The following is a 14,005-nucleotide window of genomic DNA, read 5'->3' as shown; positions in this document are numbered from 1 at the left end:
AGATTTGAATAATAGGTAACTTATAAGTTATAATAGCTTTATATGAATTATTAGGGAAGGAATTATAAAATGTTATTAAAAGATTTATTAAAGGGTGAAAATTTATATTTGACCTCATTTAAAGAAGAAGACTTGTCTATTTTTGAATCATGGTACAATAATATAGCTTTTCTAAGATCTTATGATATGGTTGCAGCTTTTCCTGTATCACAAATTGAATTAAAGGATATGTTAAAAGATATTAGGCAAGCTCATGATAGATATATTTTTGCAGTAAGAATCAAAGTTGACAATAGACTAATAGGCGTTACTGGTTTTGAAAATATACTATGGAACAATGGTACAGCAGTTATATATATCGGTATTGGAGATACTTTATCCAGAGGTAAGGGCTTTGGTAGTGAAGCTCTAGCACTAACTATGGAGTTTGGCTTTGAGGAGTTAAATTTGCATAGGATTCAACTTAATGTTTTATCCTATAATGAACCTGCTATAAGTCTCTATGAAAAGTTAGGTTTTAAGAGAGAAGGGACTTATAGGGAATTTATTCATAGGGATAGCAAGAGATACGACATGTATCTATATGGAATTTTACGTTCAGAATGGGAACACAAGGCTAATAAATAGTATCTTTTTGATACTATAAAACTAAAAAGTGCATACTTCTCTATTATATACACTGAGTTATATAATTAACTTTAGTGATACTAAGCAAATTTTATAATTAATCTTAAATTAAGGTAGATTAATTATAAAGTTTGCTTGACTTTTATCAATAAACAAGGAGTGTATTTATGTTAACATTAAAACCTATAAATACTTGTGATGTATTAGAAGGCCATAAAAATTTTAAAAAAAATAAGCTTATGTTTAATTCATTAACGATTCATGATAAGCCTTTATTTGATAAATATTTAAAAGACTATAGATTTAAAACTAGTGAATATTCTTTTGTAAATCTCATTATATGGCGTAAAGGTTGCGATATCAGTTATACTATATATAACGGTACATTAATTATAAAGAAAAGAGATTTCAAAGGAAATTATCATTTTATGCAGCCAGTCGGATATAAAAAAGAAAATCTAAGATGTATAGTTGAAAAATTAAGGGACTATAAAACTGAAAATAAAATGCCCTATCTTTTTAAAGATGTAGAAAGTTCTTTTTTAGATGAACTTAAAGAGATTTACAATGATAATATAACAATAGAAGAAGATGTGGATAACTTTGATTATATATATGCTACCGACAAACTTATAAATTTATCTGGAAAAAAACTTCACAGCAAAAAAAATCACTATAACTATTTTTTAAAAACTTATAATTATGCTGTAAGAGACTTTTCTGAACCTAACGTCAAAGAAGATTGTATTAAAGCTTCACAAGCTTGGCATGAAGAAAAAAATAGTAACAATGAATACTTATCTTACGAATTAGAGGGTATACGAGAAATAATATCTAATTCAGATAAGCTTAGTTTAAAAGGGATGGCTGTATATGTTGATGATGCTATAGCTGCTTTTACTATAGGCGAATCCGTTAACAAAGATATGTCAATAGTTCATGTAGAAAAAGGACGTTCTGACATAAGAGGTATCTATACATTTACTAATAAAGTCTTTGTAGAAAAGTACCTAAGCAATACAAAATATATTAATAGAGAACAAGATCTAGGTATAGAAGGCTTAAGAAAAGCCAAAAGATCCTACTATCCTTTGAAATTGGAAGAAAAGTATTGTGTAAACTTATAGTTTAAGTTTCACTTCATAATTAGTTAAACTAACGAACCGATAGAGTTATTACTCTTATCGGTTCGTTAATTTTTCATTACTTAATTTTACCTATGTGTTTTTTGTCTTTTATATGTTAAACTCTAGATATAACATTGTAAAGGAGCGTGATTGCTTGAAAAAAATATTGAGTTTAGTTGCAGTTGTCTCTATTGTTGTTGGCATTTCAAATACTGCATATGCGAGGGACAGCTATAACGTAAACAGACTTTATGGTGCAGATAGATATAAAACTTCTATCAGTATTTCAAATAGCTTTAATAGCGGTACAGTTCAAAATGTAATAGTTGCAAGTGGTAAAAACTTTCCTGATGCTCTAGCAGGAAGTGTACTTTCCCAAAAATACGATGCCCCTATACTACTTCTGAATAGTACCCTAAATGAAAGCACAGACTCTATTGACTACATAAAGACTCATTTAGATAAAACTGGGCATATATACGTTTTAGGTGGAGATGCATCAGTAAGTAACGAATTTGTTAACGAAATGAGGAAGGAAGGATACAACAATATTGTAAGACTTGGGGGAAAGAATAGATTTGATACAAATAAGTTCATAGTTGATTCTATGAATTTAGAGAAAGGAACTCCAGTAGTTATTGCAAATGGGTATGGTTTTGCAGATGCACTTAGTGTTTCAAGTGTTGCTTCTATAAAAGGATATCCTATATTAATGACAGGAGCATCAAATCTACCAGATGAAACTAAAAATATGTTTTCCACTATACAGCCTAGTCAAGTATATATTATAGGGGGAACTGGTTCTGTATCAGATAATGTTGTAAATGAAGTAAAAAATTTAGTTCCTACCTTAGCAAGTGATAAAGTGATTAGAATAGCTGGACAAACTAGGTATGATACTTCATTGGAAATATGTAAATATTTTAATTTAGATACTGATAATGCCGTATTAGCAAATGGTGAAAACTTTCCAGATGCCCTATCTGGAAGTGCTCTTGCTTCAAAATTAAGTGCACCTATAATACTAACAAACGGACAGGATTTAATCAATCAACAGGCATTTATGGATACTAAGAATTATAAAAATTTAATTCTTCTTGGTGGCTTAGGCTCAATCGATTTACCAATTGAATACTCATTAAAAGGTGCCAGCCAAATTAGCACTGCAGAAAAGAATTATATAAATAGTTTATCTGATTACTGCAGTGATTATATAACTGAGAGCACTGATTCATATAACTATATGACTAAATTATTAAATGATATTAATGTTAATAATGAACTTGCAAACTTAACCGATCCAAACCAAATATCTGACGCTTTCGGTAAATTCTCTCAGGCATTTAAAGATGGTAATGCTTATTTAGAGACATATAAACAGAATCTAATTAAACTTAAAAATGATGCTTACAACTTACAAAGTCCCGCTGGACTTGAATCTCTTAAGTCAGACTATATAAATAATATAGATACTGAAATAAAGAGTCTAGATACTCTAAAGGGATATATAGATACCTATGCAGGTATATTTGATTCTATTAAAAATGCTTTTAAAGCTTTGGACATGAATACAGTTCAGCAAAAATTTATAGAATTAGAAGATTTTAACAATAAATATATGACTGACCTAAAAAAATTACCAAGCGGAGAAGACAATATCAAAAATTTAAATGATAGACTTACAAAAATAAAAAATAGTATGCAGTAATATAATTACATCCTTAGGATATCCTAAGGATGTAATTTGTTTTTTCATTTTTTAATAACTCTAATTAAATATTCTAAACCTACCCTTCTTTTTTGGTCTTTCTGTATTAAACATGGCCATGATGTCCCCTTTATCTATAATAGTTATATCATTCATATCATTTTTGTATTTTGTCATTACATTATCTAAAGAATTGCTGTATTTATTTTTCATTCTACAACGCTCCTTTCTAATGTTATGTTATCCCGGTGAAACTGTTTTATTCTAGTGTTTTGTACCCTAATTTCTGATCTTTCTGTTATTTGTGGAAAGTACACTCATGAAGTGGAAACTTAAATCAGATGGGCTTTCAAATGTGATCTGATATAGGTTTTACTTCCTACGTAAGTTTATTCACCAAATTACTTATTACTATTTTTTTATAATAATATCTAGTTATCTAAATCCAAAACATATCTTAAATCAGTTAATTGTTTACCCATTATTTGAAATTCAAATTGATCTTTATTACACCTAAAACCATTTTTTTCATAAAAACATTTTGCATTTTCATTTTGTTCCAGGACCCAAAGATAACATTTTTTATAACCATCTTCTCTCATGAATTTTAAAGCTGTATCTAACAATATTTTTCCATATCCTAATCGATAATGATCTGGGTGAACATAAATAGAAACAATTTCTCCCCAATCTGTCAACTTCTCATCTCTAGATTTACCATAGGCTATACCTCCAACCGGAAAGTTATCTACAGATAGTATATCTGCTGTTATCACTTTAGTTGTTATCCAATTTTCAAAAGTTCCTACCCAAAAATCGTCTCTTAGCTCATCTAGATACTTTTGAGGTATTAATCCTCTATAAGCAGTTTTCCAACTTAAAGCATAAATGTTACTTATTATTTTAACATCTTCTTTTGTAACACGTTTTACAGATATTTTCACTATTTTACCACTCCTCTCATATGCAGAGCTCATAGGTACTCCTGAAAATTCAATAAGTGTTATATTTATTCAATAGCAATAGTAGTATAATTATATGTAACTTCAATAGCATTTCTATCTCTTTTGTTCTTATGCAATTTGTTAGCGTACATATTTTTATCAGCTATCTTAAAAATTTCCTCCATTTTTCCAACTGATCTATCAGCAAAAGCATATCCAATAGATAATTGAATAGGACACTCTCGATTCTTTGAATTATGCTTTTTAATTAACAAATTTATATTTCTCCCTAGTTCTTCTATCTCAAACTCACTTGTATTTTTAACTAAAATAACAAATTCATCCCCACCTATTCTTGAAATAAATATATGATTATTTTCTATTCCTAATAATAAGTCTGAAACTGACTTAATTATTGAATCCCCTTTATTATGTCCCATGGTATCATTTATTACCTTGAGGTTGTCTAAATCACAAACAATTACTCCAACAGGTAAGTTACTTAAAGTATTTAGTTCTTCAATTTGTTTATCATAAAAAGCTCTATTCTTTAAGCCTGTTAGACTATCATGATAAGTTAAATAACTAAGATTTTCTTCTAAAGCTTTTCTATAGCTAATATCTCTGCAAACACCTTCAAAGGCAATAAGTTTTCCACTATTATCATATACTGGCGTAACATAGTCTTCTATCCAAACACAGTTACCACTCTTATGAATCCAACGGGATTCAATTGGTTTAGAGTAATCTAATTCATTATTCATTTTTTTATACAAAATTGAAATATCATCTGGATGAGATGTATTAAAAACATGCATATAGTTCTTATAATATTCTTCCACCTCATATCCAAATACTTCTTCTACAGCTGAACTAATATATACAAATTTAGGCTCAGGTATAATTTCAAAACGATATATTATATCCTTAGCACTTTCAAGTACAACTTTAAAGTGCTCCTTCCTTCGTTCAATTTCTTTATATTTTGATATATCTATCATAGATCCATACTTTCTTAAAATTTTCCCTCTGTCATCTTCTATAACTTTTATTTGTAATTCCATATAAACTAAGCCCCTATTCTTATGAATAAAGAACATGTCTATATTATCAAGAAAGTTCAAATTAAAATAACTTTCCTTAACTTCAATAAAATCAAAAATATTTCTTCCTATCATTTCATCAGATAAAAATCCTAATATATTAATTACGTTATGGCTTATATCAATAATTAAATTACTGCTATCTAATTCAAATGTAATCTCTTTTTTTATACTATCAAAAATTGAGTTTCTATGAACTGATTTCTTCTCTAAATATTCCATACCAACACCAAATCCTTTGCTACTTTATATAATAAAATTTTTATCTAAAATATAAGCTATAGTATCAGTTAGATCGCTATAGCTTAGTTTAATATGTGGATACAATTATAGTGAATGTATAGTATCAAGTGCCACTTCAATCATATTTGTGAAAGTTGTTTGTCGTTCTTCTGCTGTTGTAAGTTCACCAGTTACAAGATGATCACTTACTGTAAGTATAGTAAGTGCATCAACCCCATACTTTGCAGCTAATGTGTACAGACCCGCAGCTTCCATTTCTACTGCTAAACATCCGAATTTAGCCCATTGTTTCCATTCATCTGGATTGTCATTATAAAATGTGTCAGAACTAAAGATATTGCCCACTTTTGGGTCAAATCCTTTTTTAATTGCTATATCATAAGCTTTATTTAATAGCTTAAAACTCGCTGTTGGTGCGAAATCTCTTCCATTAAATCTTATCTTATTTATATTAGAATCTGTTGAAGCAGCCATACCAATAACTATATCCCTAACTTTAACTGATTGCTGAAAAGAACCACAGGTTCCAACTCTTATAAGATTTTTAACACCATAACTTTGAATTAGCTCATTTACGTATATTGATATTGATGGTATACCCATACCTGTTCCTTGAACAGAAACTTTCTTTCCTTTATATGTTCCCGTAAATCCGTACATCCCTCTTACATCATTGTAACATATAATATCCTGGAGAAAATTTTCTGCTATAAATTTAGCTCTCAATGGGTCTCCTGGGAGCAATATACTTTCAGCTATTTGACCTTCTTTTGCATTTATATGAATACTCATTACAAACTCCTCCTAATTAAATAATATATTCCCTACATATATTACATTATATCAAAATCTTTTTTAATATCAATTATTCTCCATTTATTATTTTCTTTACCAATTATCAAAGCTGCATTCCAATTATATGTATCTGAAGCTGATGTTACAGCTTTAAAGACTATCTTGTATTCCCAGGTTGATTCATTTACTTTTTTCTTTGTTACTTCATAACTTTCAACCCAAGGACTAGAAAATCCTGTTACCCAGCTGCCATGTTCTTCAGCCTTATTCTTAAATTGTTCTTTCAAGCCCTTATTTAGAACAGCATATTGAAATACTCCATTTCTTTCCTTGACTCCTTTTGCCCAAAGCTCTGAAGCTTCATCAGGAGTTTTAGGTTCATAATACTCTACAAATTCTTCAAAGGATTTAACTCTGCCTTCTAAAGATATTTTCTTCATATCATATAGCCTTACTCGATTCTCATTTTTATCATAAAATACATTAAATCCAAAATCTCTTTTTAGTGCATCTTGAGACACATACACTTTTTCATCCTTTATCATATATCCGTCATTACTTTCAACTTCTCTATTTTCTATAAATATTCGTAATGGGCCTTTAGCAGATACAAATCCTGCTGTAAATGATATTGTAAAGCAGATTAGTAATAATACAATTTTTTTCATATTAGCACATCCTTAAAAATACTAACTGTTATATTTATTTTGCCCATATTTAAGATATTATTTATAGTAAATTATTAAGTTACAAAATATACACATATTATATCCTCATTCGAATTTTTCACAATAGTATAAAAAGCACATTAGAAAAATGAAACAATCCCTAAAATGCTTCCTTGCTCTAATGTGCTTTTACTTAGTATTTTGAGTTATTTATCCTATTCAATTATTTGTCCCATCAACACTCCCATAACAGATGCCATCATTAATCCTCTTGTCCATCCACTGGAATCCCCTAAACAGTGGAGTCCTTTTATATTTGTATTAAAACTTTCATCTAAATTTATTTTATTGCTATAAAACTTTATTTCTGGTCCATATAGTAATGTTTCTCTACTTGCAAAACCTGGTACAACAGTATTCATTGCATTAATGAAATTCAAGATATTCATCATTGGTCTATATGGAATGGCTGAAGTTAAGTCCCCTGCCACAGCATCTGGTAGTGTATGTCTTACATTTGATTGATATAATTCCTTCTGCCAGGTTCTCTTTCCATCTAAAATGTCACCATATCTTTGAACTAATATCTTACCATTTCCAAGCATATTAACTAATTCTGCTACTTGCTTACCATATTCAATAGGCTGATTAAATGGCTCAGAAAAATTATGAGAACTTAATATAGCTAAATTAGTATTGTTGGATTTTTTCTCTTTATAGGAATGTCCGTTAACTATAGCCAAATCATTGTCGTAATTTTCCTGACTTACAAAACCGCCCGGGTTTTGACAGAAGGTTCTTACTTTATCTCTAAAAGGTGCTGGATAACCTATAAGCTTTGACTCATAAAGGACATTATTTACCTTCTCCATAACTTCATTTCTAATTTCAACACGAACACCTATATCTACAGTACCTGCACGATGGCTAATATTATGTTTTACACACATATCTTTAAGCCAGTCTGCTCCTTTTCTTCCTGCAGCCACCACTACATTGCTGCTATATATACTTTCTTCCTGACTCTTAGTTTTGGAATCCGCTATTTTTACACCTTTTACCTCTCCTTCTTCAATAATTATATCCTTAACTATTGTATCAAATCTAATTTCTACTCCAGAGTCTAAAAGGTAATTTTGTATTTTAAAATAAATTTCTTGAGCTTTCTCTGTTCCTAAATGTCTTATTGGACAGTCCACTAATTTAAGACTAGCTTCTATTGCTTTTCTTCTTATTTCTTTAACTTCCTCAGTATTATCTAATCCCTCTACCTTTGGATCTGCTCCAAATTCAAGGTATATTTTATCTGTATATTCAATAAACTCCTGTACCTTATCGCTTCCAATTAGACTTGGTAAATCTCCACCCACCTCATAACTTAAAGACAACTTGCCATCTGAAAATGCACCAGCTCCTGAAAAGCCTGTTGTAATATGACAATAAGGCTTGCAAGAAACACATTGCTTCGTTTTTTCTTTTGGACAATGCCTTTTATCTATACTTCTTCCTTTTTCAATTATCAAAATCTTTTTCTTAGATTTCTTTCTTACCATCTCTAAAGCAGTAAAAATTCCTGCCGGACCAGCTCCTACTATTATTACATCATAAACCAAACTAATCATCTCCTTAATACCTTCATTATTTCTGAATATAAATCACTTATAGTATTATTCGCCTAGTAACGAACAATGCTATGAGTTTAAAACAAATTATATTTTAGTGTTATATCCTTTTAACATTAAATTTCCCCAAAGGAATTTTCAATGCAAAAAATGAAGAAAATTGTATAACTATAGTGCATAAAGCACTTATAGCCTACAACTATTTTAGGTAGTTCGGTAGAAACATCCAGCCCATATTGCCAGATTTATATAAGTGAACAATTTTATCATTTTTATCATTAAAGTTCTTGCTACAACGAAATTTTAACTCAAGTTACTGAAAAATGCAATACTTTTTTTAATAGTCACTTAATATAATTTGATTTATTTAGAATCTCTATTAATTTTTTCTTATCATTCAATTCTGGATTTTCAAGAACCATTTCTAACAACATATTTAAAGCTTCTCCTATTTGCTTTCCCTGTTTTATACCTAACTCTATTAAATCACTTCCATTAATCTTTAATTCCTTTATGCTCAATGGCTGTTTTTCATCTAGTATTACTTGACATTTGTGTTTCAAATCCAAGATTTTACTATAATCTTGAAACTTCTTTGCAGATCCTTTACTATCTGCTATTTGTAATTCAAATAAATCTTCTAAATTTTCAATTCCAACTCTATTCATGAACTTTTTAATACTTGGAGTTTTTATCTTATCAAATTTGCTCATATGTTCATAAACTAACAATGATACAACATCTATTGTTTTATTATCAAATTTTAGTCTTTTTAATATTCTTCTACTAATATCAGCACTATTTTTATGATGTCCATAAAAGTGTCCTATACTCTTCTCGTCTATTGTAAAACATTGAGGTTTTCCTATATCATGAAGCAAAGCTGCTAATCTTATTTCCAGTTTTGCAGGAGTATTATCTAATACCGCTAATATATGATTAAATACATCCTTATCATGATGATAATTTTTTTGATCAAAACCAACACAAATCATTAATTCTGGCAAAATATGTTCTAGAAGATTGCTTTCCTTTAATGCTATTATGCCTACACTTGGTTTTAGAGAAACTAGAATTTTGCACAACTCTTCTCTTATACGCTCCTGGCTTACATTCTTTATTAGATGGGCATTTTTCTTAATGCTAATGAATAAATCTTCATAATCCAGCTCAAAGCCTAACTGTGACGAGAACCTTACAGCTCTAAGCATTCTTAAAGCATCTTCCTTAAATCTATCATCAGCAGTTCCAACGGATTTAATTATCTTGTTCTTTAAATCTTGAAGCCCGTTAAAATAATCTACTATTCCGTTATCATCATTGTATGCCATCCCATTTATTGTAAAGTCTCTTCTAGACAAATCCTCTTTCAACGAAGTCGTAAATGTTACATTGTCTGGATGCCTATTATCCGAATATTCTCCCTCTATTCTGTAAGTAGTTACTTCATATCCAATATTATTAATAAGTATTGTTACTGTTCCATGTTTTAGCCCTGTCTCTATAACCCTAATCCCTTTATTTTTGAATATAGACATGGTTTGCTGAGGTAAGGCATTTGTAGTTATATCCCAATCCTGAGGTTCTCTCCCTAGGATGCTGTCCCTTACACATCCCCCTACGCTGTAGCCTTCATAGCCTTCATTTTTTAAAGTACTAATTATAAACCTTACATCCTTTGGTATCATAATATTAATCTTCTCCATTGACTACTACTCCTTTATTAATCTCTATGACTAACTCATCAATCTTTTTATAATTTGGTGTATCCGGCAAATTGCAATTCTTTTTTGCATATTCAAATTGTTTATCATAAGTATCAACCATTTCAAAAATTTGTTCATAAGTATATTTGCTACTTCTTATGTCTAGAAGCAATTCTCTTTCTTTTTCTCTATAAGTATTAATACCCTTTCCCTCGAGTATTTCAGTCCCTGTTACTAGTAATCTAATAAGATGCATAGCATGTTTATTTAGATGTAATTCATCCTTTTTACTATTTCTATGATTAAGTTTATAATAATCGTTAACTACCTGATTCATTTCAGAGTACATACCTTTTAAATCTCTTAAAGGATATTTTTTCAAACTAATATCTATAAAAATCTCATTTTCAAATCCTTGTCTGCTAGATTTATCAATATATAGCTTTAATTCACCATTTATTACTTTCTTATATCTATCAGTAAATGTCATCATTTGTTTTTCAATACTTCCCAATATATGTTTCTCTTTCTCCACTTGAGGGTAGCTATCTCTTGCTAGAGCATTCTGCAGTCTTCTCAATTGTTGGATCGCATAGCCTCCAAAAGAGACATAAGCTCTTTTCGATAAAAACATATTCGCATTATCTTTTAACATTCTACCCTCTTTAGTACAAATAAAAAGATGATCTTCTTTTGTTCCTAATATTTCTAATACATTAGGATTGGCATTAGTTAACAAGTTTATTATTTGTTTTAGAAAATAGATGGTTACATCTTTTTCATTATCCCTATTTTCAAAAGGCTTATCTTTACATTTCATCGTTAATAGCTCTTTTTTGCTATTTAATGCAATTCCTCTGATATCCAAATCGCTCGTCTCAACATCTGTTCCATAAGCATGACTGCCTCCTGTGGTGAGTAAGATAATATTGTTTCCAAGGGATTTCTCTTCTCTTAAAAATTTGTATTCTGTGCTATTTAATTTATTAACTATATCTTCAACCTTCATTTTGCTTACCTCCCTTTCAGATCTGGATAAATCAACTGTGAATCTCATATATAGAATTACTGGAAATTTCTGGGTACCATTTGATATATATATCCACTAAATACACCTAGTAGAGCTATTAATCCGAAATAAGCTAAAGCATACATTACCCTTATGGATTTTGGAACTTCAAAATATTTCTTATCTGGATTTTTATAATATTTATAAAGTTCCATCACTCCTAATATCAGAAACATTATAATTATCACATTGAAAAACTTTACTACAGCAATCAGCATTAAAGGAATACCCACAAACCAAAGAACTGGTGATATAGCTGTAACAATTCTTCCGCCATCAAGGGGGTGGACAGGAATAAGATTGAACAGATTTAATATAAATCCGCTATAGGCTAAAGCTAGAAATACACTTTTACCTGTTCCATAGTAAATGCCCAAGGATATAAACGCAGCTATACTTCCTAAAACCGGTCCTCCTATAGCCACAAATGCTTCTGTTTTAGCATCTGCAGGCTGTTCCTTCATAGATATAAGAGCTCCAACAAAAGGTATAAATATCGGCGTTGATACTGGCAATTTAACTCTTTTTGCAGCAAAGTAGTGTCCCATTTCATGCATAAACAATAGTAAAACAAAACCTATCCCAAATGTCCATCCATGAATTCTTGCATATACCCAAATCATCAGCAACATAGATCCAAAGGTTGAAAATATTTTTCCTAACTTTAGAAATATAAATAAGAATTTAAACTTACCTAAAAACACTCCAGCTGCTGCAAGTATTGCAAGAATGCCTTTTTTCTTTTTAGATTTTTCTCTGTTAACTTCTTCTATTCCTTTTGCAATTTGGACTCCATTTTCTTCCCCTATCTCTATTTTTATATCATCATCCATTTTTAGCCACCCCTTTAATAAAGTATAAAATAACTCTTAAAATAATTATTTATACAATATTATATTATTTATTTAACACATAATCAAGTTGCTCTTTAAACTCAAAAATTCATTTATATCCGGAATTTGTCCTTTAATTCTTAACTATCTATTAATTTCACAACTTATCTTTATCTTATATATTTTCACTTTCTTCCAATACCTGCATATTTAAAGTTCTATCTAAAACCTAAATAAGTTATAAATGAAGCTTCAAAAGTAACTTGTATATATTAAATATTATATTTTAGTTAGTAATTATACAAACAAGTTTTTTATCTTCATTGTAACAATAGATAAAAAAGTTTATAATATTAATATACGCTGTTTAATCTTAACAAAAGGACGTGAACTTAATGGATCTATTTAGAAGAATATTTACAGAAGATTTTATCAAAAAACTCTTCGCTATCTTTTCACTAATTGTTTTGTTCTATTCTATAAAAAGTATAATTACACTAGTACTGCTAACATTTGTTTTTTCTTTCCTGTTTTATAAAGGTGTTAATTTTACATACAAAGGGGTACATAGAATAGTTCCTATTAAAAGGAAAGCTATAATAATATTTATTTACACTCTAATATTTTTAGGTATATCTTATTTATTTTATAATTATGTTCCTGCTGTTATAAAGCAACTACATTTTATAAGAAATCAAGTAATACATTTTAATCCTGATGATTATAAGGATATATTGGATAGTAGAATCTTATCACTAATACAACAAACACATTTAAGCAGTTATCTGAATCAAAGTGGCAGCATACTTGTAAAATGGTTACTAAAAGTACAACATTTAAGTCTAGATATCTGTTTTGCATTTTTACTAAGCTTATTATTTATGATAGAGCAAGATCAATTAGTTACCTTTGTGAGAAAAATTGAAAATAGCAAGATATCTTTTATTTATAAGTATTATAAATATCTTGGTAAAAAGTTTTTAAATTCCTTCGGAAAAATAATGGAAGTTCAAGCTATTCTCTCTATTATAAATTCAGTATTCGCATCTATTGCATTTGCATTTATAGGTTTTGACAATGTTCTAGGAATAGGATTTATGCTGTTTATTTTAGGGCTGATACCTATAGCAGGATTACTTATAGCACTTATACCACTTCTAATAATAGCCTTTAACATAGGTGGAATAACAACAGTTATTTATGTATTAGTTATTCTAGGGATTTTACATTTATTGGAAGGTTATATACTAAAACCAAAATTAATGTCTATATCTGTTAATCTACCAGTATTTTTTGTGTTTGTAATTTTGATTTTTTCAGAACATTATATGGGAGTATGGGGACTAATCATTGGTATACCTCTGTTCGTATTCCTGTTAGATATACTGCACATAGAAGAAACTTAATTATTGCAGTAATAAAGGTTGTTTCTAAAGTATAAACTTTAGACAACCTTTTTATTTTGTGTAATTACTCCACTCCTTAATTCTCTTATATAGTTTAAATGTTACTTTACAATATAAAGTAACATATTATCCTCTTTAGCAATATACTATACTA

The 14,005-nt window shown here is 29.3% G+C and carries 13 protein-coding genes and 1 riboswitch; of the genes, 4 read left to right on the top strand and 9 right to left on the bottom strand.

Annotation, left to right across the window (positions count from 1 at the left end; translation table 11 throughout):
• The first annotated feature begins 69 nt into the window (after positions 1-69).
• From CLMAG_RS11010 to CLMAG_RS11000, 3 genes are all read left to right on the top strand, one after another.
• Positions 70-627, top strand: a complete 558-nt coding sequence (locus CLMAG_RS11010) for a GNAT family N-acetyltransferase (protein WP_066622010.1) — start codon at positions 70-72, stop codon at positions 625-627.
• Positions 628-866: 239 nt separating this feature from the next.
• Positions 867-1,754 carry a DUF2156 domain-containing protein gene (locus CLMAG_RS11005; RefSeq protein WP_066623046.1) on the top strand — a complete coding sequence of 296 codons (888 nt, stop codon included), beginning with the start codon at positions 867-869 and terminating at the stop codon, positions 1,752-1,754.
• Positions 1,755-1,908: 154 nt separating this feature from the next.
• Positions 1,909-3,462 (top strand): cell wall-binding repeat-containing protein, encoded by a 1,554-nt coding sequence (locus CLMAG_RS11000; protein ID WP_066622009.1) that lies wholly within the window; start codon positions 1,909-1,911, stop codon positions 3,460-3,462.
• 60 nt (positions 3,463-3,522) lie between these two features.
• Here the strand turns inward: CLMAG_RS11000 and CLMAG_RS32385 are convergent, their stop codons facing one another.
• From CLMAG_RS32385 to CLMAG_RS10960, 9 genes are all read right to left on the bottom strand, one after another.
• Complete coding sequence (locus tag CLMAG_RS32385) at positions 3,523-3,675, bottom strand: hypothetical protein (protein ID WP_161486954.1); 153 nt, start codon at positions 3,673-3,675, stop codon at positions 3,523-3,525.
• Between the two features lie 218 nt (positions 3,676-3,893).
• Positions 3,894-4,406 (bottom strand): GNAT family N-acetyltransferase, encoded by a 513-nt coding sequence (locus CLMAG_RS10995; protein WP_066623040.1) that lies wholly within the window; start codon positions 4,404-4,406, stop codon positions 3,894-3,896.
• A gap of 65 nt (positions 4,407-4,471) precedes the next feature.
• On the bottom strand, positions 4,472-5,731 hold the full coding sequence (locus CLMAG_RS10990) for a sensor domain-containing diguanylate cyclase (RefSeq protein WP_066622007.1): 1,260 nt from the start codon (positions 5,729-5,731) through the stop codon (positions 4,472-4,474).
• Between the two features lie 105 nt (positions 5,732-5,836).
• Positions 5,837-6,544, bottom strand: a complete 708-nt coding sequence (gene deoD, locus CLMAG_RS10985; protein WP_066622006.1) for a purine-nucleoside phosphorylase — start codon at positions 6,542-6,544, stop codon at positions 5,837-5,839.
• 41 nt (positions 6,545-6,585) lie between these two features.
• Entirely contained in the window at positions 6,586-7,215 is a 630-nt protein-coding gene (locus tag CLMAG_RS10980) for a hypothetical protein (RefSeq protein ID WP_066622005.1), read from the bottom strand.
• Between the two features lie 215 nt (positions 7,216-7,430).
• Complete coding sequence (locus tag CLMAG_RS10975; protein WP_066622003.1) at positions 7,431-8,828, bottom strand: NAD(P)/FAD-dependent oxidoreductase; 1,398 nt, start codon at positions 8,826-8,828, stop codon at positions 7,431-7,433.
• Positions 8,829-9,006: 178 nt separating this feature from the next.
• Positions 9,007-9,110: riboswitch (purine riboswitch) on the bottom strand.
• 71 nt (positions 9,111-9,181) lie between these two features.
• Positions 9,182-10,543, bottom strand: a complete 1,362-nt coding sequence (locus CLMAG_RS10970; protein WP_066622001.1) for a CCA tRNA nucleotidyltransferase — start codon at positions 10,541-10,543, stop codon at positions 9,182-9,184.
• The gene (locus CLMAG_RS10965; protein WP_066622000.1) at positions 10,530-11,552 is read right to left on the bottom strand and encodes a DNA polymerase beta superfamily protein; all 1,023 of its coding nucleotides are present in this window, start codon (positions 11,550-11,552) and stop codon (positions 10,530-10,532) included. The genes CLMAG_RS10970 and CLMAG_RS10965 overlap by 14 nt, the downstream gene beginning before the upstream one ends.
• A 56-nt stretch (positions 11,553-11,608) precedes the next feature.
• Positions 11,609-12,445: a site-2 protease family protein gene (locus CLMAG_RS10960; protein ID WP_066621999.1), complete on the bottom strand. Its 837-nt coding sequence runs from the start codon at positions 12,443-12,445 to the stop codon at positions 11,609-11,611.
• 395 nt (positions 12,446-12,840) lie between these two features.
• Between CLMAG_RS10960 and CLMAG_RS10955 the strand changes: the two genes are divergently transcribed.
• Complete coding sequence (locus CLMAG_RS10955) at positions 12,841-13,851, top strand: AI-2E family transporter (RefSeq protein WP_066621998.1); 1,011 nt, start codon at positions 12,841-12,843, stop codon at positions 13,849-13,851.
• The last annotated feature ends 154 nt before the right edge of the window (positions 13,852-14,005 follow it).

It is taken from the genome of Clostridium magnum DSM 2767, assembly GCF_001623875.1.
In the GTDB taxonomy this organism is placed as follows: domain Bacteria; phylum Bacillota; class Clostridia; order Clostridiales; family Clostridiaceae; genus Clostridium_AM; species Clostridium_AM magnum.
Note: the sequence above shows the minus strand (reverse complement) of the source record. Positions and strands in the feature narration are given on the sequence as shown.

Excerpts from the sequence above, each read along its gene's own strand:
- CLMAG_RS11010 (WP_066622010.1), top strand. The coding sequence starts at position 70 with ATGTTATTAAAAGATTTATTAAAGGGTGAAAATTTATATTTGACCTCA.
- CLMAG_RS11005 (WP_066623046.1), top strand. The coding sequence starts at position 867 with ATGTTTAATTCATTAACGATTCATGATAAGCCTTTATTTGATAAATAT.
- CLMAG_RS32385 (WP_161486954.1), bottom strand. The coding sequence starts at position 3,675 with ATGAAAAATAAATACAGCAATTCTTTAGATAATGTAATGACAAAATAC.
- CLMAG_RS10990 (WP_066622007.1), bottom strand. The coding sequence starts at position 5,731 with ATGGAATATTTAGAGAAGAAATCAGTTCATAGAAACTCAATTTTTGAT.
- deoD (WP_066622006.1), bottom strand. The coding sequence starts at position 6,544 with ATGAGTATTCATATAAATGCAAAAGAAGGTCAAATAGCTGAAAGTATA.
- CLMAG_RS10980 (WP_066622005.1), bottom strand. The coding sequence starts at position 7,215 with ATGAAAAAAATTGTATTATTACTAATCTGCTTTACAATATCATTTACA.
- CLMAG_RS10970 (WP_066622001.1), bottom strand. The coding sequence starts at position 10,543 with ATGGAGAAGATTAATATTATGATACCAAAGGATGTAAGGTTTATAATT.
- CLMAG_RS10965 (WP_066622000.1), bottom strand. The coding sequence starts at position 11,552 with ATGAAGGTTGAAGATATAGTTAATAAATTAAATAGCACAGAATACAAA.
- CLMAG_RS10960 (WP_066621999.1), bottom strand. The coding sequence starts at position 12,445 with ATGGATGATGATATAAAAATAGAGATAGGGGAAGAAAATGGAGTCCAA.
- CLMAG_RS10955 (WP_066621998.1), top strand. The coding sequence starts at position 12,841 with ATGGATCTATTTAGAAGAATATTTACAGAAGATTTTATCAAAAAACTC.